This is a genomic window from Pseudomonas sp. GW822-FHT06D10 (assembly GCF_058799535.1).
On record NZ_JBXALN010000007.1, the window covers coordinates 219,745 to 242,796 of the forward strand.

The 23,052-nt window shown below is 63.3% G+C and carries 21 protein-coding genes; 17 read left to right on the top strand and 4 right to left on the bottom strand.

Annotated features, from left to right (window positions below; genetic code table 11):
- Positions 1-73: 73 nt before the first annotated feature.
- The 3 genes from AC1RL5_RS23775 to AC1RL5_RS23785 all read left to right on the top strand — a co-directional run bounded on the left by AC1RL5_RS23775 (position 74) and on the right by AC1RL5_RS23785 (position 3,021).
- Positions 74-529 (top strand): MaoC family dehydratase, encoded by a 456-nt coding sequence (locus AC1RL5_RS23775; protein ID WP_015637175.1) that lies wholly within the window; start codon positions 74-76, stop codon positions 527-529.
- Positions 530-632: 103 nt separating this feature from the next.
- Positions 633-2,351 carry a C13 family peptidase gene (locus tag AC1RL5_RS23780; RefSeq protein ID WP_011063681.1) on the top strand — a complete coding sequence of 573 codons (1,719 nt, stop codon included), beginning with the start codon at positions 633-635 and terminating at the stop codon, positions 2,349-2,351.
- Between the two features lie 28 nt (positions 2,352-2,379).
- A complete protein-coding gene (locus AC1RL5_RS23785; RefSeq protein WP_072453046.1) occupies positions 2,380-3,021 on the top strand; it encodes an oxidoreductase in 642 nt (213 codons plus the stop codon).
- A gap of 60 nt (positions 3,022-3,081) precedes the next feature.
- Here the strand turns inward: AC1RL5_RS23785 and AC1RL5_RS23790 are convergent, their stop codons facing one another.
- From AC1RL5_RS23790 to AC1RL5_RS23805, 4 genes are all read right to left on the bottom strand, one after another.
- Complete coding sequence (locus AC1RL5_RS23790) at positions 3,082-3,369, bottom strand: YceK/YidQ family lipoprotein (RefSeq protein WP_011063683.1); 288 nt, start codon at positions 3,367-3,369, stop codon at positions 3,082-3,084.
- Positions 3,362-3,994 carry a flavin prenyltransferase UbiX gene (gene ubiX / locus AC1RL5_RS23795; RefSeq protein WP_011063684.1) on the bottom strand — a complete coding sequence of 211 codons (633 nt, stop codon included), beginning with the start codon at positions 3,992-3,994 and terminating at the stop codon, positions 3,362-3,364. Before ubiX ends, AC1RL5_RS23790 begins: the two co-directional genes overlap by 8 nt.
- Complete coding sequence (gene mpl / locus AC1RL5_RS23800; RefSeq protein WP_072452897.1) at positions 3,991-5,340, bottom strand: UDP-N-acetylmuramate:L-alanyl-gamma-D-glutamyl-meso-diaminopimelate ligase; 1,350 nt, start codon at positions 5,338-5,340, stop codon at positions 3,991-3,993. The genes ubiX and mpl overlap by 4 nt, the downstream gene beginning before the upstream one ends.
- Before the next feature lie 121 nt (positions 5,341-5,461).
- On the bottom strand, positions 5,462-7,384 hold the full coding sequence (locus AC1RL5_RS23805; protein ID WP_072452895.1) for a sigma-54-dependent Fis family transcriptional regulator: 1,923 nt from the start codon (positions 7,382-7,384) through the stop codon (positions 5,462-5,464).
- A gap of 375 nt (positions 7,385-7,759) precedes the next feature.
- Here AC1RL5_RS23805 and exaC point away from each other — a divergent pair, with 375 nt between their 5' ends.
- The 14 genes from exaC to AC1RL5_RS23875 all read left to right on the top strand — a co-directional run bounded on the left by exaC (position 7,760) and on the right by AC1RL5_RS23875 (position 22,971).
- Positions 7,760-9,280 (top strand): acetaldehyde dehydrogenase ExaC, encoded by a 1,521-nt coding sequence (exaC, locus tag AC1RL5_RS23810; RefSeq protein ID WP_011063687.1) that lies wholly within the window; start codon positions 7,760-7,762, stop codon positions 9,278-9,280.
- Positions 9,281-9,457: 177 nt separating this feature from the next.
- Positions 9,458-10,738, top strand: a complete 1,281-nt coding sequence (gene eutH / locus AC1RL5_RS23815; RefSeq protein WP_011063688.1) for an ethanolamine utilization protein EutH — start codon at positions 9,458-9,460, stop codon at positions 10,736-10,738.
- Between the two features lie 25 nt (positions 10,739-10,763).
- Entirely contained in the window at positions 10,764-12,200 is a 1,437-nt protein-coding gene (locus AC1RL5_RS23820; protein WP_015637179.1) for an ethanolamine ammonia-lyase reactivating factor EutA, read from the top strand.
- 29 nt (positions 12,201-12,229) lie between these two features.
- Positions 12,230-14,425, top strand: a complete 2,196-nt coding sequence (locus AC1RL5_RS23825) for an ethanolamine ammonia-lyase (protein WP_103407242.1) — start codon at positions 12,230-12,232, stop codon at positions 14,423-14,425.
- Positions 14,426-14,476: 51 nt separating this feature from the next.
- Entirely contained in the window at positions 14,477-15,871 is a 1,395-nt protein-coding gene (locus tag AC1RL5_RS23830; RefSeq protein ID WP_492590125.1) for an ethanolamine ammonia-lyase subunit EutB, read from the top strand.
- An 11-nt stretch (positions 15,872-15,882) separates the two neighbouring features.
- Positions 15,883-16,707 (top strand): ethanolamine ammonia-lyase subunit EutC, encoded by an 825-nt coding sequence (eutC, locus tag AC1RL5_RS23835; RefSeq protein WP_041120010.1) that lies wholly within the window; start codon positions 15,883-15,885, stop codon positions 16,705-16,707.
- Positions 16,708-16,813: 106 nt separating this feature from the next.
- Positions 16,814-17,272 (top strand): GNAT family N-acetyltransferase, encoded by a 459-nt coding sequence (locus AC1RL5_RS23840; RefSeq protein WP_011063693.1) that lies wholly within the window; start codon positions 16,814-16,816, stop codon positions 17,270-17,272.
- A gap of 242 nt (positions 17,273-17,514) precedes the next feature.
- Positions 17,515-18,171, top strand: a complete 657-nt coding sequence (locus AC1RL5_RS23845; RefSeq protein WP_093409692.1) for a DedA family protein — start codon at positions 17,515-17,517, stop codon at positions 18,169-18,171.
- Between the two features lie 5 nt (positions 18,172-18,176).
- Positions 18,177-18,989, top strand: coding sequence for a M90 family metallopeptidase (locus AC1RL5_RS23850; protein ID WP_072452888.1), 813 nt, complete (start codon positions 18,177-18,179; stop codon positions 18,987-18,989).
- 217 nt (positions 18,990-19,206) lie between these two features.
- Positions 19,207-19,734 carry an inorganic diphosphatase gene (ppa, locus tag AC1RL5_RS23855; RefSeq protein WP_011063696.1) on the top strand — a complete coding sequence of 176 codons (528 nt, stop codon included), beginning with the start codon at positions 19,207-19,209 and terminating at the stop codon, positions 19,732-19,734.
- A 503-nt stretch (positions 19,735-20,237) separates the two neighbouring features.
- A complete protein-coding gene (locus AC1RL5_RS23860) occupies positions 20,238-20,669 on the top strand; it encodes a hypothetical protein (protein ID WP_072453043.1) in 432 nt (143 codons plus the stop codon).
- A 138-nt stretch (positions 20,670-20,807) separates the two neighbouring features.
- Positions 20,808-21,983 carry a GGDEF domain-containing protein gene (locus AC1RL5_RS23865; RefSeq protein ID WP_492590127.1) on the top strand — a complete coding sequence of 392 codons (1,176 nt, stop codon included), beginning with the start codon at positions 20,808-20,810 and terminating at the stop codon, positions 21,981-21,983.
- A 156-nt stretch (positions 21,984-22,139) separates the two neighbouring features.
- Positions 22,140-22,511 (top strand): hypothetical protein, encoded by a 372-nt coding sequence (locus tag AC1RL5_RS23870; RefSeq protein WP_011063715.1) that lies wholly within the window; start codon positions 22,140-22,142, stop codon positions 22,509-22,511.
- Positions 22,512-22,521: 10 nt separating this feature from the next.
- Positions 22,522-22,971, top strand: a complete 450-nt coding sequence (locus AC1RL5_RS23875; protein ID WP_011063716.1) for a DUF3828 domain-containing protein — start codon at positions 22,522-22,524, stop codon at positions 22,969-22,971.
- Positions 22,972-23,052: the final 81 nt, after the last annotated feature.

Consider the following 23,052-nt stretch of genomic DNA (forward strand, 5'->3'; position numbering starts at 1 on the left):
TCTAAAGTGGAAGTTTCAGAGCGCACCACACAACGTCGAATACTAATAAATCGTTGATCCAAGGAGAGTCTCAATGCCCCATGTTCCTGTTGCAGAGCTCAAAGATTATGTCGGGAAGGAACTCGGACGTTCCCCATGGCTCACCATCGACCAGGAGCGCATCAACCTCTTCGCCGAGGCGACCGGTGACTTCCAGTTCATCCACGTGGATCCGGTCAAGGCCGCACAGACCCCGTTCGGCAGCACCATTGCCCACGGTTTCCTGACCCTGTCGCTGATCCCCAAACTGATGGAAGACATCCTCGTGCTGCCCCAGGGCCTGAAGATGGTGGTCAACTACGGCCTGGACAGCGTGCGTTTCATCCAGCCGGTGCCAGTCAATTCCAAGGTGCGGCTCAAGGTCGACCTGACTGAAGTCACCGAAAAGAAACCCGGTCAGTGGCTGCTCAAGGCGACCGCCACCCTGGAAATCGACGGCCAGGAAAAACCGGCCTATATCGCCGAGCCGCTGTCGCTCTGTTTCGTCTGAAATCCCTCCGATGCGAAACAGCTCACGCTGTTTCGCTCAACCTCTCTATATATAAGACACACCGCTGCGGCATACTCGGTCCCCTAATTATCCGGAACCCGTTATGCGCCCACTTGCACCCCTGGTTTTGACCCTATTGCTCAGTGCCTGTGGCGACGGCGAATCGCTGTTGCCGCCCGATGCCCGCCTGCCGGACGGCGGGCGCTATCGAGGCGACCTGGTCAATGGCCTGCTCCAGGGACAAGGGCGCATCGACTACCCCAACGGCAGTTGGTACGCCGGCCAGTTCGACAAGGGCCAGTGGCATGGCCAGGGGGAATGGCACGGCAGCAACGGCGAGGTCTATCGCGGCCAGTTCCAGCAAGGGCTGTTCCATGGTCAGGGCACGCTGACCACCAAGGACAGCAGCTACAGCGGCGGCTTCAAGCTCGGCCGCCGGGATGGCGAAGGCACCCTCAAAGAAGACGGCATGACCTACCGCGGCGAATTCAAGGCCGACCTGTATTCGGGCCTCGGGCGCCTGGAACTGGACGACGGCAGCCAGTACCAGGGCCAGTTCGCCAAGGGCAAGCCCAATGGCGAAGGCCAGCGCAGCGACGCCAGCGGCAACCAGTTCACCGGCAACTTCGTCAACGGCCAGCTGGAAGGCAACGGCACCTTCAACAGTGCCGAAGGCGACATCTACGTCGGCGGCTTCAAGCACAACCAGCTCAACGGCAAGGGCCGCTACGAAAACTCCGACGGCGACGTCTGGATCGGCCAGTTCAAGGAAGGCGCCCTGAGTGGCAAGGGCGAACTGACCGGCGCCGACGGCAGCCACTATGTCGGCACCTTCAGCGACTGGCGCTTCAGCGGTGAGGGGCGGCTCAACCTCAGCGATGGCAGCTTCTACGTTGGCGGCTTCGACAGTGACAACTACCAAGGCCACGGCGTGCTGGTACTGCGCGATGGCAGCGTGCAAAGCGGTGTGTGGAACAACGGCCTGCGGGTTCGCGACGCCGATGGCAAGCTACTGCCAGACCCGCTGGAAACTGCGCTGCTGGTCCAGGGCCGCTTGCTCAAGGAAGCCCTCGATACGGTGCCCGCCTCCACCCCGGCCATCGAACTCTACAGCCTGACTCTGGCCGGCGACGGCAAGCAGAGCGTGTTCCTGCGCGAGGCCGACTATGTCAGCAACATGCTCGCCAGTCGCTTCGGCGCCTACGGCCAGATCCGCCTGGTCAATCACCGCGACCACCTGATGAACCGGCCCATGGCCACCCGGGAAAACCTGCGCCGCGCCGCCCAGACCCTGGCCGAACGCAGCGGCCCGGAAGACCTGGTGTTCATCTACCTCACCAGCCACGGCACCAGCGCCCACGAACTGGTGCTGGACCAGCCGCGCCTGGAGCTGGCAGACCTGCCCGCCGATGAACTGGCCACCGCCCTGGCCCCGCTGAAGAACCGCGACAAGATCATCGTCATCTCTTCCTGCTACTCCGGCGGCTTCATTCCGGCCCTCAAGGATGAGCGAACCCTGATCATGACCGCATCCCAGGCAGACCGGGTGTCCTTCGGCTGCTCGGAAGAGGCCGACTTCACCTACTTTGGCGATGCCCTGTTCGCCCAGGCGCTGAACCAGACCGACGACCTTGAGCATGCATTCAAGCTGGCCCGGGGCATAGTTGCCGAGCGTGAGCAGGCAGACGGCTTCGAAGCGTCGGAACCGCAGATCTGGGCGCCCAGAGGCGTCATTGCCCATTGGCAACAATTGCGCAAACAGCAGGCACGAAAGGCCCTGCAGAGTGTCTCTATAAGCAGCAAGGAAGCACAGAGCAACTAAGCTGAAACAGTATCAAGGGGGAATGACCATGTACTTGACGCCTCAGCATATCCTGCTCGCCGGCGCCTCCGGCCTGACCGGGGAGCAACTGCTCGATCGTCTGCTCAACGAGCCCACCATTATCCGTGTTCTGGCACCCAGCAGACGCCCACTGAGCGAACACCCACGCCTGGAAAACCCGGTCGGCGACCCCGCCGTATTCCTGCCGCAACTCAGCGGCAAAGTGGAAATCGCCTTCTGCTGCCTGGGTACCACCCTCAAGCAGGCCGGTTCCGAAGCCGCTTTTCGTGCGGTGGACCTGGACATGGTGGTGGCCTTCGGCAAACGCGCGCGGGAGCTGGGCGCACGGCACCTGATCGTGATCAGCGCCCTGGGCGCCGACCCCAAGTCGTCGATCTTCTACAACCGGGTCAAAGGTGAAATGGAAGAAGCGCTGAAACTGCAGGGCTGGCCACAACTGACCATCTGCCGACCATCCCTGCTGCTGGGGGATCGCATCGAACCGCGCCTGGGCGAACAGCTGGCCGGACCACTGTCGCGGCTGATACCGGGCAAGTACCGCGGGATCGAAGCCTGCCAACTGGCCCGGGCCATGTGGCGCCTGGCCCTAGAAGAGCAGACCGGCACGCGGATCGTCGAGTCCGACGAACTACGCAAGCTGGGCAAATGAATCGCTCGCCCGCAAGCCGCTCCTGCACGTACCTGTAGGAGCCGGCTTGCCGGCGAAGCACTACAACCCGCCCGTTGCCTGAAACCCCACCCCCAATACCGTCAGCACCGACAGCGGCAGCAACAGGGTATCGAGCAGGGCACTGGCTGGCAGATCCACGCCAGGATAGCTCGGTGCCTCGGCGCCAAAGCGGTCCATGGCGCAGCACCCACCCTGCATCGCATACAAGTCCAGGCGCGTCCCCGAATACACCACCGGCGCCCCGGGCTGGGCGGCATTCAAGGTCCGGGCCGTGGCACAGCCGCCCAGTTGCAGGGCGGCCAACAGCACCAGCAGGGACTTACTCATCGCTGCTCAGATGATGCTCGCCCCAGCGCGGCAACATGTCCTGCGGGATGTTCAACAGATTGAGAATCCGCGCCACGACAAAATCCACCAGGTCATCGATAGTCTGCGGCTGGTGATAGAAGCCCGGCGAGGCCGGCAGAATGGTCACGCCCATGTTCGACAACTTGAGCATGTGCTCCAGGTGGATGCTGGAGTACGGCGCCTCGCGAGGCACCAGAATCAACTGCCGGCGCTCCTTGAGGGTCACGTCCGCGGCGCGCTCGATCAGGTTGTTGCAGGCACCGGTGGCAATCGCCGACAAGGTGCCGGTGGAGCACGGCACCACTACCATCGCCGCCGGCGAGCCGGAGCCCGAGGCCACCGGCGACATCCAGTCCTCCTTGCCATAAACGCGGATCTGCCCCGCCGACGCACCGGTGTATTCGGTGAGGAAGGCCTGCATGGTCTGCGGCTTGGGCGGCAGGGTCACATCGGTTTCCGTGGCCATGACCAATTGCGCAGCCTTGGAGATCAGAAAATGCACCTCCCGATCCTCACGCACCAGGCAGTCCAGCAGGCGCAGGCCGTACTGGGCGCCCGAGGCACCGGTCATGGCCAGGGTGATGCGTTCCGGGCCGTTGTTCATCGCAGCGCCTCGGCCAGTTTGCCGTGCAGGCCGCCAAAGCCGCCGTTGCTCATGATCACCACCTGGGTGCCCGGCTTGGCCTGGCTCTTCACCCGCTCGATGATGCCTTCCAGAGAGTCGCTGACAATCGACGGCACCGTGCACAAGGCCGCCGTGGCGGCCAGGTCCCAGCCCAGGTTGGCCGGGGCATACCAGATCACCTGATCGGCCTGGTTGACGCTTTCCGGCAGGCCATCACGGTGCGCGCCGAGCTTCATGGAGTTGGAGCGCGGCTCGATGATGGCGATCACCGGGGCATCGCCAACCCGCTTGCGCAAGCCATCCAGCGTAGTGGCTATGGCCGTCGGGTGATGGGCGAAGTCATCGTAGATGGTCACGCCATGCACTTCGGCGACTTTCTCCATGCGCCGCTTCACGCTCTTGAACGCGCTCAGGCCGGCAATGCCCATCGACGGCACCACACCCACATGGCGTGCCGCAGCCAGGGTGGCCAGGGCATTGGCGACGTTGTGCTGGCCGGTCAGCTCCCACTCCACCACGCCCTGGCTCACGCCTTCGAACATCACCTCGAAGGCCGAACCGTCGGCGCTCAGCAACTTGACCTGCCACTGGCCGCCAGCGCCGGTAGTCTGCACCGGGGTCCAGCAGCCCATCTCGATCACCCGCTGCAAGGCAGGCTCGGTGGTGGGATGGATCACCAGGCCTTCGCTGGGAATGGTCCGCACCAGATGGTGGAATTGCCGCTCGATAGCCTGAAGATCAGGGAAGATATCCGCATGGTCGAATTCCAGGTTATTGAGGATCGCGGTCCGTGGGCGGTAGTGGACGAACTTCGAGCGCTTGTCGAAGAAGGCGCTGTCGTACTCATCAGCCTCGATCACGAAGAACGGCGTACCGCCCAAGCGCGCGGAGACGGCGAAATTCTGTGGCACGCCGCCGATCAGGAAGCCCGGGCTCATGCCCGCATGCTCCAGGACCCAGGCCAGCATGCTGCTGGTGGTGGTCTTGCCGTGGGTCCCGGCCACCGCCAGTACCCAACGCCCCTGCAGCACATGGTCGGCCAGCCATTGCGGGCCGGACACATAGGGCAGGCCCTTGTTCAGCACGTACTCCACCGCCGGGTTGCCGCGGGACATGGCATTGCCGATCACCACCAAGTCCGGCGCCGGGTCCAGCTGGGCAGGATCGTAGCCCTGGGTCAGCTCGATGCCCTGGGCCTGCAGCTGGGTGCTCATGGGTGGATACACGTTAGCGTCGGAACCGGTGACGTGATGGCCCAGCTCTTTGGCCAGAACCGCCATCGACCCCATGAAAGTGCCGCAGATACCGAGAATATGGATGTGCATAGTCGACCTCGAAAAACATCGGCGCAGGTTAGCGTAGAGGGCTGCAAATCGCACCCATTAGCTGACCGGGAGGTTGCTGCTGGCCTGCGCTGGCGCAAGCCCGACGGGCCGCCAGCTCGGACTAGCGCGCGATGCCGTGCTTGCGCAGCTTTCTATAGAGGGTGTTGCGGCTCACGCCCAACTGCTCGGCGGTATGGGTCATGTGCCAGCGCTGCTGCTCCAGAGCCGCCAGCAACGCCACCCGCTCGGCGTCCTCCAGTGGCCGCTCCAGCACCTCTGCTACCGCTTCGCCCAGCGGCGCCGGGCGGCTGTGGCGGATCAGCGGCGGCAGATCATCCAGGCCAATGCGGCCGTTTTCACACAAGGCCGCCAGGGTGCGCAGCACGTTGCGCAATTGCCGCACGTTACCCGGCCAGGAATAACTCAACAGGCTCTGGCGCACCGCGTCCTCCAGCATCACCGGCTGGCCGCCCGCCTCTTCGGCCAGGAGGAAATCCAGCAACTGGGATTTGTCGCTGCGATCGCGCAAGGCCGGCAAGGCGATCTCCAGGCCATTGAGCCGGTAATACAGGTCCTCACGGAAGCTACCGTCGCGCACCCGCTCCAGCAGGTCACGGTGGGTCGCGCTGATGATGCGCACGTTGACCGGTTGCGGCTCGCCGCCGATCGGCACCACCAGCCGATCCTCCAGTACCCGCAGCAAACGGGTCTGCAGGGCCAGGGGCATATCGCCGATTTCATCGAGGAACAGGGTACCGCCGTCGGCCTGCTGCAACTTGCCGCGCATGCCCTCCTTGCGCGCCCCGGTAAAGCTGCCGCCGCGATAACCAAACAGCTCGCTCTCGATCAGGCTTTCCGGGATAGCCGCGCAGTTGAGCGCGACAAAGGCCTTGTCCGCCCGCGCGCTGCCCTGGTGCACCGCCTTGGCGAAGGCCTCCTTGCCGGAGCCGGTCTCGCCATTGATCAGCAACGGCACATCGCGCTCGAACACTCGCGAGGCGCGGCGAAAATCGTTCTGCAGGCCGTCATCCCCCAGGCAGATCCCCGAGGGCCGCGCCGGCGCAATGGCCTGCGGTGCCCGCAGCACCGCTGGTTGTGCGGCCGGCTGTGGCTGGCCGCGCAACAAGGCGAACAGGCGTCGCCCGTCCCGGGTGCGCAATGGCCAACTGGCGCTGGCATTGATACTGGCGCGGCCGAGCAGTTCATCCAGGGAGCAGTCGAAAAAGCTTTCCACCGGCTTGCCCAGCAACCCGCCGCGAATATGCCCCAGCAGGTTCAGGGCGCTCTGGTTCACCGCACAGATCCGGCCATCGCCATCGAACGCCAGCAGGCCCTCGCTGAACAGCCCCACCGACTCCGCCTGCAGATGAAAGCGCAGCAGCCACTGGTTCTCGAAATAACGCAGGAAATAGCAGCTCTCGATCATCTTCGCCGACAGGTTGACCAGGGCCATGGTGTGGAACTGGCTCTGCCGGGACACGTCCTGGCGCGCCGACGACACATCCAGCACCGCCAGCAACTCGCCATGGGGGTCGAACACCGGGCTCGCAGAGCAGGTCAGGCCGGTGTGCCGGCCGCGGAAATGCTCGCCCTGGTGAATGGTCAGCGGCTGGCGCTCCACCAGGCAGGTGCCGATGCCGTTGGTGCCCTCCCGGGCCTCGCTCCAATCGGCGCCCAGCCACAGTCCGGCATGCTCGAAGATCTTGCGTTCGCTAGGGGCGGTAATGCAGTTGAGGATCACGCCCCGGGCATCGGTCAGCAGCACCGCATGCCCGGCGCCGGACAGTTGTTGGTGCAGATTGGCCATCTCGGTGCCGGCTATCTGCAAGACATCTTGCAGGCGCTCGCGGCTCTCCAACAGGCGGCCATGTTCAAGCACCGTAGGGGCCATGACCTGGGCCGGGTCGAGATGATAGTCCTCGAGGCAGCGCAGCCAGGAGCGGGCAATGGAAGGATCGCTGCCCGGGCCCTGCAAATGAGCCTTGCCCTGGGCCACGGTGAGCACCTGCTGGGCATGCCGGCTCAAGTAATTGCTAGTGTGCATTTCTTATTATTCTCCTGCTGCGCTGTCACGCTCAGACGAAATACTGTCGCCACTGCCGGGCTGCAATCGACTATGAAGGAGGAATGCTCATCAGACTTGTCCGACAAGATTCGACACGCGAACCAGCATCCTCCAGGCGCTGCTGCATTGCAATGCCGGCTTGACTCCCGAGTCACAGGTTGTGCCACTTAGGTTACAAACTGTCACTCAAGCCTGTACCGGATCCGTCACAGCGCCCCGTAGCGGCCCTCTCGAAACATCCGCAAACCCTTGATGCATATGGCCTGTAGCACGCTGGCCCGACCTTTGCTCTACGCTTGATATGCGCTACGGCGCGTCCTCCCCCATAAGCATAAAAGCCAGGAGATACCCACCATGCGTTACGCACACCCCGGTACTGAAGGCGCTATCGTTTCGTTCAAGAGCAAATACGGTAACTACATCGGCGGCGAGTTCGTCGCGCCTGTCAAAGGCCAGTACTTCACCAACACCTCGCCGGTCAACGGCCAGCCGATTGCCGAATTCCCCCGCTCCACTGCCGAAGACATCGACAAGGCCCTGGACGCCGCCCATGCCGCCGCTGACGCCTGGGGCGCGACCTCGGTGCAGGCGCGCTCGCTGATCCTGCTGAAGATTGCCGACCGCATCGAACAGAACCTCGAACTGCTGGCCATCACCGAAACCTGGGACAACGGCAAGGCCGTGCGCGAAACCCTGAACGCCGACATTCCCCTGGCCGCCGACCACTTCCGCTACTTCGCCGGTTGCCTGCGGGCCCAGGAAGGCAGCGCTGCGGAAATCGACGGCAACACCGTGGCCTATCACATCCATGAACCCCTGGGCGTGGTCGGGCAGATCATTCCGTGGAACTTCCCGATCCTGATGGCCGCCTGGAAACTCGCCCCGGCCCTGGCAGCGGGCAACTGCGTGGTACTCAAGCCCGCCGAGCAGACCCCGCTGGGCATCACCGTGCTCATGGAAGTGATCGGCGACCTGCTGCCACCCGGCGTACTCAACGTGGTGCAAGGTTTTGGCCGCGAAGCCGGCGAAGCCCTGGCCACCAGCAAGCGCATCGCCAAGATCGCCTTCACCGGCTCGACTCCGGTGGGCTCGCACATCATGAAGTGCGCCGCCGAGAACATCATTCCGTCCACCGTGGAACTGGGCGGCAAGTCGCCGAACATCTTCTTCGAAGACATCATGCAGGCCGAGCCCAAGTTCATCGAAAAGGCCGCCGAAGGCCTGGTGCTGGCATTCTTCAACCAGGGTGAAGTCTGCACCTGCCCATCCCGCGCCCTGGTGCAGGAATCGATCTACGACGAATTCATGCAAGTGGTGATGAAGAAGATCGAGCAGATCAAGCGTGGCGACCCACTGGACACCGACACCATGGTCGGCGCCCAGGCTTCCGAGCAGCAGTTCGACAAGATCCTCTCCTACCTCGACATCGCCAAGAACGAAGGTGCGCAGCTGCTCACCGGCGGCAAGGTGGAAAAACTCGAGGGCGACCTGTCCAGCGGCTACTACATCCAGCCGACCCTGCTCAAGGGCACCAACAAGATGCGCGTGTTCCAGGAGGAAATCTTCGGCCCGGTGGTCAGCGTCACCACCTTCAAGGACGAAGCCGAAGCCCTGGCGATCGCCAACGACACCGAGTTCGGCCTGGGTGCCGGGGTCTGGACCCGCGACATCAACCGTGCCTACCGCATGGGCCGCGGGATCAAGGCCGGCCGCGTGTGGACCAACTGCTACCACCTGTACCCGGCCCACGCCGCGTTCGGTGGCTACAAGAAATCCGGCGTCGGCCGTGAAACCCACAAGATGATGCTCGACCACTACCAGCAGACCAAGAACCTGCTGGTGAGCTACGACATCAACCCGCTGGGCTTCTTCTGATCGATCCTCCCGGCGGCCCAGGCCGCCGGGAGGCCTTTTCGCGGCCTTGCCGCACAGGTTCACCTGCTCTGATCCGGTGCCGACGGCTTGCCGGACGGGACACTGCTGTCGGAAGTTCTGCGCCAAACCAGTCGTGCACAGACCCTGCTTGAAAAACAATAACAAGGGACAAACGCAATGGATCAGATCGGCAACTACGTGCTCTACCTCATCATGCTCTGCGCCGTACTTGGCGCCTTCGCCGCCATTTATGACAGCGAGCGAGGCCTGGGCAAGGAATTCATGGAAGGCATTCACGCCACCGGCTACATCTTCGTGCCGGCCGCAGGCATCATGGCCTCCATCCCCTATCTCACCGTGGTCATCGAAACCGTCTTCGGACCGTTCTTCAATTCCCTGGGAGCCGATCCGGCCCTGGCGGCGACCATGATCATCGCCTCGGACATGGGCGGCTATCAGCTGGCCTCGGCCCTGGCCGCCAGCAAGGAAGCGCTGGTAATGGCGCTGATCACCGGCTTCATGGGTGGCGCCACCATCGTCTTCTCGATCCCCATGGGCCTGGCGATGCTCGACAAGCGCGACCACAAGTACATGGCCCTGGGGATCATGTCCGGGATCCTCACCATTCCCGTGGGCGTAATGATCGCCAGCCTGATCCTGGCCTTCAGCAACCCGCAGGTACGCGAACTGGTCAGCACCAGCGGCGAAGCCAGCTACCAACTGGCCCTGGGCCTGGGCAGCATCTTCGCCAACCTGCTGCCGATCCTGATCTTCGTCGTGGCCCTGGCCCTGGGCCTGCGCTTTTTGCCGGACATGATGATCAAGGGTTTCATCATCTTCGGCCGGGCCATGGACGCGGCGATCAAGCTGGTACTGGTGTTCTCCATCGTCGAGTACTTCACCGGGGCCTTCTCCGCGGTGTTCGGCGGCTGGGGCTTCCACCCGATCATCGCCGACGCAGAGGACCAGACCCGCGCCCTGGAAACCGCCGGCTACATCGGCATCATGCTGGCCGGCGCCTTCCCCATGGTCTACCTGCTGCGCAAGTACCTGGGCAAGCCCCTGGAAAACCTCGGCGGCAAGATCGGCCTCAGCGCGGTAGGCAGTGCCGGCATGCTGGCCACCATCGCCAACATCCTGGCCATGTTCCGCCTGGTGCGCTTCATGCCGCCCAAGGACAAGGTGGTGAACATCGCCTTCGGTGTCTGCGCCGCCTTCCTGCTGGGGGACCACCTGTCCTTCACCGCCAACTTCCAGCCGACCATCATCCTCCCGGTATTGATCGGCAAAATCAGCGCCGGCTTCGTCGCGGTGGGACTGGCCTATTGGCTGTCGGTGCCCAAGGCCCTGCAACTGGAAGCCCAGGACCGGGCTGCCGGAATCATCGGCGAAGGCGAGTACCTGGGCGGCACGGCCCTGGAAACCCCGGAACCGGCAGGCCAGAAGGCCACGGCCTGACTCCGTCGCGGCGAGGAACGCCTGCATGCAAGCCTTCACCGGCGGCGCCCAGGTCTTGCTGCTGGGGCTGGACTTCGGGTCCACCACCAGCAGCGTGCTGATTGCCCAGGCCAGCCTCAGCAGCCACTGCATCACCGGGCGCATGGCCCTCAACGAACCCCGGGTGCTGTTTCGCGGCGACCCGGTGTTCACGCCCTTCAAGGATGAGGTCATCGATGAAGCCGCGATCCGCGGCCTGATCGAAACCTGGCTTGAACAGGCGGACGTGCGTCCGCAGCAGTTGTTTTCCGGCGGGGTGATCATCACCGGGCTGGCGGCCCGTCGGCACAACGCCCAGGCCCTGGCGCAACTGGTGGGGCAACTGATCGGTAACGCACTGATCACCCGTGCCGACGATGGCGGCCTGGAGTCCTGGCTGGCGTTCATGGGCAGTTGCTCGGCCCTGAGCCGCTTTCACGCGCAGCAGCCCATGCTCAACCTGGATATCGGCGGTGGCACCACCAATGCCGCCTGGGGCCTGGAGGGCAATGTGCTGGCCAGCGGTTGCCATTTCATCGGTGCCCGGCACCTGCAATTCGAGCCGGGCAGCTATCGGCTCAGCGGAATGTCGGAGTTCGGCCGGGCCCTGCTCGATCACCTGGCGATTGGCAAAACATCCGGGCAACTCCTCGACAGCTCACAACTGCAGGCCGTGCTGGATTGGTACATCGACGCCCTGCTGGCGCTCGTGTCGGGGGACCGAGCGTTCTTTGCCAGCCCGCTGGGCCGGTTGACGGAGCAACTGCCGCTGAACCTGCCGGCTCACGAACCTGATGTGGCGCTGACCTTTTCCGGTGGCGTCGGCGAGTTGCTGTATCGGCACTTGCAGGGTGAAACCCTGCCCGGCACCACCCACTACGGCGACCTGGGCATCGACCTGGCCCTGGCCATTGCCCGCCAGCCGCGGCTGGTGCGTGACGCCCGCCGCCTGGTCCCGGAAAACCGTGGCCGGGCCACGGTCTACGGGCTGACCCTGCACAACACCGAAATCTCCGGCAGCACCTTGTTCCTGCCCCGGCCCGAAGCACTGCCGCTCAAGGACCTGCCCATCGTGGCCCGTCTATCGGTGCGCGCCTCCCGGCAGCAACTGGAGGCGGCCCTGGAACTGGCCCTGAGCAGCCGCGACGGTGCCTGCCTGCAACTGCTCGATGGCGGCCAGGCGCCGGGCCTGGAAGAAATACGCCACCTCGGCGCCCTGCTGTGCCGGGCCCTGGGCACTGCCCGCCCGGCAGCCCAATGGCCGCTGGTGCTGCTGTTGGAGAGCAACGTCGGCAAGGTCCTGGGCAACTACGCCACGGATTGGGGGCGCAGTTCTTGCAACCTGATCGTCATCGACGAAGTACGTGAACGCTCGGCGCACTTCATCAATCTGGGAACACCCCATCAGCACATAGTGCCCGTCGCCTTTTACGGTGTGCACTGATGCCGATGCCGGCCAAGGAGAGTCTTGCCATGTCACTCACCGAACTGCAGCACATCCGCCTTCCCGTCGTCCCGGCCGAACGTGGCTACAGCACCCGGGTGCTGGATCGCCAGATCGCCTTCGACAGCCTCAAGGCGGTGCTCGGCGCCGCCGATATCAGCAAGGCCGGGGACCGTGTGGCGGGGCTGGCCGCCGTGGATGAAATCACTCGCGAAGCAGCGCGCAAGGTGCTCTCGGAACTGACCCTGGATCACTATTTCCAGCACCCGCTGACCGACCGCCACGGCCATATCGACAGTGTCATGCAGGTCAACTACGACATCGACCACGAAGTGTTCGGGGAAATCGCCCCTCTTACCCTGGGCGCCCTGAAAGATCGCCTGCTGCGCAGCCACGGCACCGAAATACGCCGCATCGGCCGCGCCCTGACCGGGGTGATGGTGGCCGCCCTGGCCAAGCTGCTGGATGTGCATGAACTGATCCTGCTGTCGAAAAAGCTCAAGAGTGGCGCGGCCGCCAAGGCCCGAACCCTGGTGGGCCTGCCCGGCACCCTGTCGTCGCGCTTGCAGCCCAACCATCCCACCGACAACCTCAGCGGCATCACCCTGCTGGTCTACACCGGCCTGAGCATGGGCTCGGGGGACGCGTTGATCGGCCTCAACCCGGCCATCGATACCGTGGACAACATCAGCGCCACGCTCCACCACCTGGACAAGCTGCGCCGGGAAACCGGAGCACCCACCCAAATCTGCGTGCTGTCCCATATCAAGACCCAACTGGCCTGCCTCGACCAGGGCGCTCCAGTGGAGATCATGTTCCAGAGCCTGGCGGGCACCGAACGTACCCTGACCGACGAGTTCGACGTTACCGTGCAACTGCTGGACCAGGCCTGGCAGACCATGGCCGAGCGCGGCCCGCTGCGGGACGTGGCGGAAAACTTCATGTACTTCGAGACTGGCCAGGGCAGCGAGCTGACCTACGGCAAGCACGAAGGCATCGACATGACCACCTGCGAAGCCCTGTGCTACGGGCTTGCCCGGCGCTACCGGCCGTACATGGTAAACAACGTCACCGGCTTCATCGGCCCGGAAACCCACCTCGACAACTTCGAGATGACCTATTCCTGCCTGCAGGACCAGTTCATGGGCAAGTTGCTGGGCCTGCCCATGGGCATGGCCCCCTGCTACACCCTGCACTCGCAAGTAACCCTGGAAGGCCAGCAGATGGCCACCGAGTTGCTGACCGCGGCCGGGGCCAACTTCTTCATGGACGTGTACCTGAGCACCGACCGCATGCTCGCCTACTTCGACACCAGCGCCCACGACAACCAGACCCTGCGCGAGGTGCACGACCTGGCACCGGCCCCGGAATACCTGCGCTGGGCCCTGGGCAAGGGGATTTTCCAGGAAGACGCCCACGGCAACGTGGAACGCGGGCCGAACTGGGGCAACCCGAGGATTTTCTGCCAGTCGGACATCGACTTCCAGCGCCTGCTGGAATCCACCCCGGCCACCTACGGCTTCGACAACGCCGGGCCGCGCCCGGCCAACAGCGTGTCGCGTACTGTACGCGCCAACCTGGCAGTGGCCCGCGAGGCAATCTACGTCGACTTGCGCCCCACCGAAATCGGCGCCATTCCCCTGCGTGAGTTGCGCACCGCCGCCCCGGACAAGCTGGCCCATCTGCAAGACCCGGAGCTGGGCGCGCGGCTGACCGAGGAAGTGCTGCGGCGCCTTAAACCGGAATACAACGACGTGCAGATCGTGATTTCCGACGGCCTCAGTGCCGAGGCCATCCACCACAACATTCCCGAGCTGCTGCCGGTGCTGCTGGACGGCTTGCACAGCCGCGAGCTGCGCATCGGCCAGCCGATCCTCGCGCCCTATGGCCGGGTCAAGCTGGCGGAATCGGTGGGCGAGGCCCTGCAACCCCAGCTGATCATCGTGCTGATCGGCGAGCGGCCCGGCGGCGATGCCCTGGCCTCACGGAGCATGTCCGCCTACCTGGGCTACCGCCTGCCGGACGAGCAGGCCCGCCGCGCCGCCGCCCAGTTCAGCGGCAATGCCGACATTCGCTATGAATACACCGTGATCTCGAACATCTACAGCGGTGGCCTGCCGCCGCTGGAAGGCGGCAGCCTGGTGGCGGAAAAGGCCTTTGCCATCCTCCATCACCGGGCTGCCGGCAACCGTCTGGAAAACCTGCTGAAGAAGGTGGCATCCTGATGATCCGCCAGCACTCGGCAACGCCCCTACATCGTTGAAACGGAGACTGAGATGGCCCAATTTTCCCACAGCGTAGGTTCTCAGACCTATCGCTTCGACAGCCTCAAGGACGTCATGGCCAAGGCCAGCCCGGCCCGTTCCGGCGACTTTCTGGCCGGGGTTGCCGCCCTCAACGACGGCGAGCGGGTTGCCGCCCAGATGACCCTGGCGGATATCCCACTCAAGCACTTTCTCGAAGAGGTGCTGATTCCCTATGAGTCCGACGAAGTCACCCGGCTGATCATCGACACCCATGACCGCGAGGCCTTCGCCACGGTCAGCCACCTCACCGTGGGCGGCTTTCGCGACTGGCTGCTCAGCGACGCCGCCGACGAACAGAGCCTGCGGGCCCTGGCGCCGGGCCTGACCCCGGAAATGGCCGCCGCGGTGTCGAAGATCATGCGCGTGCAGGACCTGCTCCTGGTGGCGCAGAAGATCCGCGTGGTGACCAAGTTCCGCGGCACCCTGGGGCTGCGTGGACGCCTGTCCACCCGCCTGCAGCCCAACCACCCCACCGACGAGCCGGCGGGCATCGCCGCAAGCATTCTCGACGGCCTGCTGTACGGCAACGGCGACGCGATGATCGGCATCAACCCGGCCACCGACAGCATCGCCTCGATCTGCGCCATGCTGGAAATGCTCGATGCCATCATCCAGCGCTACGAGATCCCCACCCAGGCCTGCGTGCTGACCCACGTCACCACCTCCATCGAGGCGATCAATCGCGGCGTGCCCCTGGACCTGGTCTTTCAATCGATTGCCGGCACCGAAGCGGCCAATGCCAGCTTCGGCATCAACCTCAACGTGCTCCAGGAAGGCTACGAGGCGGGCCTGAGCCTGAACCGCGGCACCCTGGGGCAGAACCTGATGTACTTCGAGACCGGCCAGGGCAGCGCCCTGTCGGCCAACGCCCACTTCGGCATCGACCAGCAGACCTGCGAAACCCGCGCCTATGCCGTGGCCCGGCACTTCAAGCCGTTCCTGGTCAATACCGTGGTCGGCTTCATCGGCCCCGAGTACCTGTACAACGGCAAGCAGATCATCCGTGCCGGCCTGGAAGACCACTTCTGCGGCAAGCTGCTGGGCGTGCCCATGGGCTGTGACATCTGCTACACCAACCACGCCGAAGCCGACCAGGACGACATGGATAACCTGCTGACCCTGCTGGGGGTGGCAGGAATCAACTTCATCATGGGCATCCCCGGGTCCGACGACATCATGCTCAACTACCAGACCACGTCCTTCCACGACGCGCTCTATGCCCGGCAGACCCTTGGCCTGAAACCCGCTCCCGAATTCGAGCAATGGCTGGCCAGGACCGGCATCTTCACCCAGGCCGACGGCAAGGTGCATTTCGGCAACAACCTGCCGCCGGCTTTCCGCCAGGCGCTGGCCCAGTTGGGATAAGGAACAGGCTCATGCAAAAACACCCCACCGATTCGCAGAACCCCTGGCTGGAACTGCGCCGCCTGACTCCGGCACGCATTGCCCTGGGCCGTACCGGCACCAGCCTGCCCACCGATGCTCAACTGGACTTCCAATACGCCCACGCCCAGGCCCGGGACGCCGTGCACCTGCCCTTCGACCACGCCGGCCTGAGCGCCCAATTGGCCGAGCGCGGCCGTGACAGCCTGCTGCTGCACAGCGCCGCCACCGACCGCCACAGCTACCTGCAACGCCCCGACCTGGGACGCCGGCTCAGTGACGACTCGGCCCAGGCCCTGCGCGACTACGCCAGCGCCCATCCCGGCGGGTTCGATCTGGCAGTGGTGGTAGCCGACGGCCTGTCGGCCCTGGCGGTGCATCGCCATACCCTGCCATTTCTGGCACGCATGGAGGAACAGACCGCCGCCGAAGGCTGGTCGCTGTCGCCCGTGGTGCTGGTGGAACAGGGCCGGGTGGCGGTGGCCGACGAGGTCGGGCAACTGCTGGGGGCGAAGATGACGGTGATCCTGATCGGCGAACGCCCGGGGCTCAGTTCCCCCGACAGCCTGGGGCTGTATTTCACCTACCAGCCGAAAATCGGCCTCACCGACGCCTATCGCAACTGCATCTCCAATGTGCGCCTGGAGGGCCTGAGCTACGGCATGGCCGCTCACCGCCTGCTCTACCTGATGCGTGAAGCCTGCCGCCGCCAACTGTCGGGGGTGAACCTCAAAGACGAGGCGCAAGTGCAGACCCTGGACAGCGACGAGCCGGCAGATATGAAGGGCAACTTCCTCCTGGGCCCGCCCCAAGCGTGACTTTGCAAGACGATTGCGCTTTTTCGCCGCTTTGGGCAGCATCGCAACACGGCTGCCCGAGTCATCCAACCTGTGCCGTCACATCCACTTGAAGTTGAGAGCCACCATGCGGATTACTCAAGCAACCCTCGAGCACCTGGATCTGTTGACCCCCTTATTCGTCAAATACCGCGAATTCTATGGCGCACTGCCCTACCCGGATTCGTCCAGGGCCTTCCTGGAAAAACGCCTGCGGCGCAAGGAATCGGTGATCTACCTGGCCCTGGCCGACGACGACAGCAACAAATTGCTGGGCTTCTGCCAGCTGTACCCGAGCTTTTCCTCCCTCTCCCTCAAGCGTGTGTGGATTCTCAACGACATCTACGTTGCTGAAGACGCCCGGCGCCAGTTGGTGGCGGACAACCTGATGCGCACCGCGAAGAAGATGGCCAAGGAAACCAACGCCGTGCGCCTGCGGGTGTCCACCAGCAGCAACAACGAAGTGGCACGCAAAACCTACGAATCCATGGGTTTTCGCGAAGATACCGAGTTCAAGAACTACGTCCTGCCCCTCAGCGACGACTGACTCTGCAGACAGCGGCCCCAGGGCCGCTTTGGTATTTCCGCCCCTGGCGCGCGCCCTCCCGGCAACCTACCAAGCACCGGCCAAGCCGAAACGCCCCGCTACAATCTGAACACGCATTTCACTTGTCAGCCCTTATAATGCCGACCTTTTCGGATCGTAAGAAAAGCTACACCCCCCTGTAGTCCCTTTCTCCGAGTCATCGCACAGGCCTGCCGAGCCAGGCTGTCATCACAGGTGCCCCAATGGATTTCAACCCGATCGACCTAATCCTTCATCTCGACGTTTATCTCGACATGCTGGTGACCAACTACGGGCCCTGGATCTACGCCATCCTGTTCCTGGTGATTTTCTGTGAGACGGGCCTGGTGGTAACCCCCTTCCTGCCCGGCGACTCCTTGCTGTTCATCGCCGGCGCAGTGGCCGCAGGCGGCGGCATGGACCCGGTACTGCTGGGCGGCCTGCTGATGCTGGCGGCGATCCTTGGCGACAGCACCAACTATGTGATTGGACGAACGGCAGGGGAACGGCTGTTCAGCAACCCCGACTCGAAGATATTCCGCCGCGACTACCTGCAGAAAACCCACGATTTCTATGAAAAGCACGGCGGCAAGACCGTGACCCTGGCGCGCTTCCTGCCGATCATCCGCACCTTCGCGCCCTTCGTCGCCGGCGTGGCGCGCATGCCTTACCCACGGTTCTTCGCTTTCAGCGTGGCCGGCACCATCCTCTGGGTCGGCGGCCTGGTGACCCTGGGCTACTTCTTCGGCAACGTGCCCTTCATCAAGAAAAACCTCTCGCTGTTGGTGGTGGCCATCATCCTCCTGTCCCTGGTGCCGATGATCATTGGCGTACTGCGCAGCCGTTTTGGCCGCAGTGCCGAAAAAGCCGAAACCCGCTAAGCACCATGTGGTCCCTCAGCGCCTGGCGCCGCAAGCGCCGGCTGGCCAGGCACCCGGTCAGCGATGAAACCTGGCAGCGGGTACGCCAGCACCTGCCCTTCCTCGACGGCATCAGTGCCACCGAGGACCAGTGGCTGCGCGAGGCCAGCGTACTGTTTCTCGACGACAAGCACCTCACCGCCCTGCCCGGGGTCGAGCTGCACCAGGAACAGCGCCTGCTACTGGCGGCCCAGGCACAGCTGCCGCTGCTGCACCTGGGGGACCTGAACTGGTATCAGGGCTTCCACGAAATCATCCTTTACCCCGACGACTTCCTCAGCCCGCAACGCCATCGCGACGCCAGCGGTATCGAGCACGAATGGGATGGCGAGCACAGCGGCGAAGCCTGGCAACAGGGGCCAATCATCCTCGCCTGGCCCGGAGTCCTGGCCAGCGGAGGCTGGGAGGCCTACAACCTGGTGATCCACGAACTGGCCCACAAGCTGGACATGCTCAACGGCGACGCCAACGGCCTGCCGCCGCTGCACAGCGACATGCGGGTCAGCGAGTGGGCGCAAGTGATGCAAAGCGCCTACGACGACCTCAACCACCAGTTGGACCGCAATCCAGACGCAGAAACCGCCATCGACCCCTACGCCGCGGAAAACCCGGCGGAATTCTTCGCCGTCACCAGCGAATACTTCTTCAGCGCCCCGGACTTGCTGGTGGCGGCCTATCCGAAAGTCTATGCACAACTACAGCTGTTTTATCGGCAGAATCCACTGGCCCGGTTACAGCAACTTCAAGCAGAAGATCCGGTCTATCAAACGCACCACTAATGTCCTGTCGCGCTATTTAAGCTGTTCATCTGAAGACCGGTTACCTGACAACCAGGCCGCCGGTCGCTCGGTAAACCCGAACACGCCCGCGACACAGTACAACCAAGGTTCTACGACCCTTGGTACGTGGCATCGGTAGCGGAGTGTGTCTATAATCGCCGCCACTTTTTGGTCAATCCGGCCAAGTCATTTGGTCAACTAACGGGGGCAACGCCCAATGAGCTACAGCAAGATTCCGGCGGGCAAAGACCTGCCGAACGACATCTACGTCGCTATCGAAATCCCGGCCAACCACGCGCCGATCAAGTACGAAATCGACAAAGACAGCGACTGCCTGTTCGTTGACCGCTTCATGGCCACCCCGATGTTCTACCCGGCCAACTACGGCTTCATCCCCAACACCCTGGCTGACGACGGCGACCCCCTCGACGTACTAGTCGTGACCCCTTACCCAGTAGCGCCAGGCTCGGTGATCCGTGCCCGTCCAGTGGGCATCCTGAACATGACCGACGACGGCGGCGGCGATGCCAAAGTGATCGCGGTACCACACGACAAGCTGTCCCAGCTGTATGTCGACGTGAAGGAATACACCGACCTGCCAGCCCTGCTGCTGGAACAGATCAAGCACTTCTTCGAGAACTACAAAGACCTCGAAAAAGGCAAGTGGGTGAAGATCGACGGTTGGGGCAATGCCGATGCAGCCCGCGCCGAGATCCTGAAGTCGGTTGCTGCCTACAAAGGCTAAGCAGCAACTGCACGCTTGGAGCAACAAGCTTCAAGAAAGAGCCCCGGTCATCCGGGGCTTTTTTATGCCCGCACGCAGCACCGGTTGCCTGCTGGCGCCCGCTTGCCGGTGAACCGCTTCCTCGGGCTGACCACGCATCCAGCAACATATTCTTCGCACTTTTTACTGCTTCAAGGCCTCTGGAACGCGCTTCGCACTGGGAATTCCCGGCGAATATGCGTATGCTGCGCCCCACATTTGCGCATCGACCCTTCAAGCGGTCAGAGCGCCTGACGAAGCGGATGACTTTCTCGCCCAGTCCCACAGCCAGCCGCAAGAGCTGGGTGTACGTTTTGAAGGCTGGTGCGGTTTACCAAAAATGAACCAAGCCAGTCCCCGAGAAGCCGGCCACAAGCCGGCTTTTTAATGCCTGGAACCCGAGCACGGGAAGGACTGGCCACTCCGACAGCAGGTGCAGGATGCACGACCTACGCAGCTTTGCAGCTCCCACAAGATCCCCTGCGGTGAATTTTCAACCCCTGCGGCGAGCCATCAACGGTGCATTGCTGGCGGCGCTGACAGCCCTTGGCCTTTGCGGGTGCGTGGGTGCCTGGATGGATATGCCCGAAAGGCAAGTCACCAAGACCGACGCTCACCAAACGCTGGTGGGCCACTCCATGACCCCAGTCATCACCCGCACGCAGAAGAGCCCCGCCGAACGCCAGTGGTGCGGCACCACCGTTTTGCTCGTGATCCTGCCAATCCCGCTGAAACTGCCGGTTTGCGAGTCCTACAGCGCCACCTCGTACGGCAACGATATAAACGGCGCCGAAGCTGCGTTGCTGTATGTGAACCAGAAAGTCGGTTCGGACTTCTACGCCTGTGGCCCATTCATGTTCCTCGGGCCAATCGCGCACGGTTACCAGGGCAACGCGCTTTGCGGGAGGTTCCGCTAGGACCTTCACTCCTTGCCCCCCACACCAAGGCACTCACGTTCTCGCTACAATCCCGCCCATTGATGGCAATTCGCCCGCTCTGCAGCGGCCGGCTTCGACTCCTGCCCCTTGAGCGCGACGTTAACGAGAATTCCGGACATGGCCCTGCACATCCCCACCCTGCTCGTAGTCTCGGTGTTCATTTTCTTTCTGATGAGCCTGCTGACCTTCCACGCCTGGCTACGGGAAACCCGTGAGCGGCCACTGGCTTATCTGGGCGGCATGATGCTGCTGGCGGCGGTGGGCGTGGTGCTGGTCAGCCTGCGCGACACGGGCATGGACTTCGTGCCGAAAATCCTCGGCAACGTGGTCCTGCTGCTGAGTGCCGGCCTCAACTGGACAGCGATGCGGGTCTTCGCCGGGCGTCGCCCCCATGTCCCGGGCCTGCTGGCCGGGGCCGGCATCTGGCTGATCCTGTGTGTGGTGCCGGCGTTCTACCAGTCAATGCCGGTTCGGGTCTCGGTGTATTCGCTACTGGCGGCGGCCTATGGCGTGCTGACCCTGCTGGAGTTCTGGCGCAGCCGCCAGCAGTTGGAGGTCGCCTATATGCCGGCGGTGGTCCTGACCCTGCTGCACACGACGTACTACATCGTGCGTGCCCTTATTGACCAGGGTGTGGCCATGGATCAGGCGCTCAAAGGCTACGGTGCCGGGGTGCCACTCTTCTCCTTCATGCTGTTCGAATCGATGCTGTATGTGATCGGCATTGCCTACGTGACCCTGTGCATGGTCAAGGAACGAGTCGAACTGCGCTTCAAGGCGGCGGCCTTCTGCGACGCCCTGACCGGTATCGGCAACCGCCGGGCGTTCATGGTCAATGGCGAGCGGATGCTGATCGAATGCCAGCGCCGGGGCTCACCAATGGCCCTGCTGCTGTGCGATCTGGACCATTTAAAGCGCCTGAACGACGCCTACGGTCATCAGACCGGCGACCAGGTGCTGGTCGCATTCAGCCAGGTACTTGCAGAAACCCTGGGTACAAAAGACGTATATGCCCGCATTGGCGGTGAAGAGTTCGCCTGCCTCCTGGCCGCGACCGATGAGCAGGCCGCAGTAACGGTAGCCGAGCGGGTTCGCCAGGCTTTTGCCCGCTTGCCTCTGCTGGAACCCGGGTTGCTCAGCGTCAGCATCGGTGTGGTCAGCAGTGAAACCCGGGGCTACGACCTGCCGCGCCTGTTGTCCCTGGCCGACGTAGCCCTGTATGACGCCAAGCACCAGGGGCGCAACCGAGTGCACACGGTATCGCGCAGCGCCCTGGAGTTGCAGCCGGACTGAACGGCCAAGCCGCCTGGCTCCTGTGTGGTTTTGCCAATCAGCGGGATAACTGTGATACGCCCCCCAAAGGCGGCAAATAAGGCACTTAGCCAGTATTTCCGGCGCCCTTGGGCAAGAATAAACTCGCCGCTCTCCAGGACTCTCGGATGACAAGGAATGTGGAATAAAGAAGCCGCTATCAGTCACTTGAACGCTCACGCTCACGCCGGTAGTACGGGGCGCTGTGCGGCCTATACTCGCCAGGCGATCGAAGCCGGTGGCGGTGGGGTGATTCTGCACAGGAAGCACTCGGCCAAGGACTTCGGCTCATCATTGACTTCTGCCGGTTTCATCGAACAGCCGGCCGGCCAGACGCCCGCAGCGGGCGATGTGGTGATCATCCAGCCCATTCCAGGGCACCCCCACGGTCACATGGCGATGTTCAACGGCACACTCTGGGTGTCAGACTTCAAGCAACTGCACGGTTTCTACCCGGGGCATTCCTACCGGGTGCAGAAACCTGCCTACAAAATCTATCGCCATCCGTAAGGGGTCCCCCATGAGAATGCTGTTCTGCTCGCTGCTGGCAGCGGTCGCGATGCATCAGTCGGTCGCCCTGGCCGACTGCGCCAGTTCGCCAAAGCCCGCAACCCAGGCGTTTTATAGCTGGTACCTGCAAACCTTCAGCGAAGACAAGGATCCGTTGACCGACAACGTGGCGGAAATGAAGAAGTACGTCTCCGACTCGCTGATCACCAAGATCAAGAAACAGATGGCCAGCCCCGACGGCCTGGAAGAGGACTACTTCCTCAAGGCCCAAGACTACATGGATGAGTGGCTGACCCAGATCAAGGTCAGCGAACCACAAGTCCAGGGCTCCAGCGCCAAGGAGCAAGTGACGTTGGGCAACACCCCGGACACCACCCAGATCGTCGATGTGCGGATGATCAAGGACAAGGGCTGCTGGAAGATCGATGAAGTGATTTCCACTGCCGACCAGAGCGATTGACCTACCGCTTCGGCGCTGACTCCGGCCACAGCGCGGGTCGTCCATCCGGGCGATCCGCCATGCTAAGCTGCGCGCCGTTTC

Coding starts and splice junctions, on each gene's coding strand:
- eutH (WP_011063688.1), top strand. CDS start 9,458: ATGGATCAGATCGGCAACTACGTGCTCTACCTCATCATGCTCTGCGCC.
- ppa (WP_011063696.1), top strand. CDS start 19,207: ATGAGCTACAGCAAGATTCCGGCGGGCAAAGACCTGCCGAACGACATC.
- AC1RL5_RS23775 (WP_015637175.1), top strand. CDS start 74: ATGCCCCATGTTCCTGTTGCAGAGCTCAAAGATTATGTCGGGAAGGAA.
- AC1RL5_RS23825 (WP_103407242.1), top strand. CDS start 12,230: ATGTCACTCACCGAACTGCAGCACATCCGCCTTCCCGTCGTCCCGGCC.
- AC1RL5_RS23785 (WP_072453046.1), top strand. CDS start 2,380: ATGTACTTGACGCCTCAGCATATCCTGCTCGCCGGCGCCTCCGGCCTG.
- exaC (WP_011063687.1), top strand. CDS start 7,760: ATGCGTTACGCACACCCCGGTACTGAAGGCGCTATCGTTTCGTTCAAG.
- AC1RL5_RS23830 (WP_492590125.1), top strand. CDS start 14,477: ATGGCCCAATTTTCCCACAGCGTAGGTTCTCAGACCTATCGCTTCGAC.
- AC1RL5_RS23790 (WP_011063683.1), bottom strand. CDS start 3,369: ATGAGTAAGTCCCTGCTGGTGCTGTTGGCCGCCCTGCAACTGGGCGGC.
- AC1RL5_RS23850 (WP_072452888.1), top strand. CDS start 18,177: ATGTGGTCCCTCAGCGCCTGGCGCCGCAAGCGCCGGCTGGCCAGGCAC.
- AC1RL5_RS23845 (WP_093409692.1), top strand. CDS start 17,515: ATGGATTTCAACCCGATCGACCTAATCCTTCATCTCGACGTTTATCTC.
- AC1RL5_RS23780 (WP_011063681.1), top strand. CDS start 633: ATGCGCCCACTTGCACCCCTGGTTTTGACCCTATTGCTCAGTGCCTGT.
- AC1RL5_RS23865 (WP_492590127.1), top strand. CDS start 20,808: ATGGCCCTGCACATCCCCACCCTGCTCGTAGTCTCGGTGTTCATTTTC.
- eutC (WP_041120010.1), top strand. CDS start 15,883: ATGCAAAAACACCCCACCGATTCGCAGAACCCCTGGCTGGAACTGCGC.
- AC1RL5_RS23870 (WP_011063715.1), top strand. CDS start 22,140: ATGTGGAATAAAGAAGCCGCTATCAGTCACTTGAACGCTCACGCTCAC.
- ubiX (WP_011063684.1), bottom strand. CDS start 3,994: ATGAACAACGGCCCGGAACGCATCACCCTGGCCATGACCGGTGCCTCG.
- mpl (WP_072452897.1), bottom strand. CDS start 5,340: ATGCACATCCATATTCTCGGTATCTGCGGCACTTTCATGGGGTCGATG.
- AC1RL5_RS23805 (WP_072452895.1), bottom strand. CDS start 7,384: ATGCACACTAGCAATTACTTGAGCCGGCATGCCCAGCAGGTGCTCACC.
- AC1RL5_RS23820 (WP_015637179.1), top strand. CDS start 10,764: ATGCAAGCCTTCACCGGCGGCGCCCAGGTCTTGCTGCTGGGGCTGGAC.
- AC1RL5_RS23875 (WP_011063716.1), top strand. CDS start 22,522: ATGAGAATGCTGTTCTGCTCGCTGCTGGCAGCGGTCGCGATGCATCAG.
- AC1RL5_RS23840 (WP_011063693.1), top strand. CDS start 16,814: ATGCGGATTACTCAAGCAACCCTCGAGCACCTGGATCTGTTGACCCCC.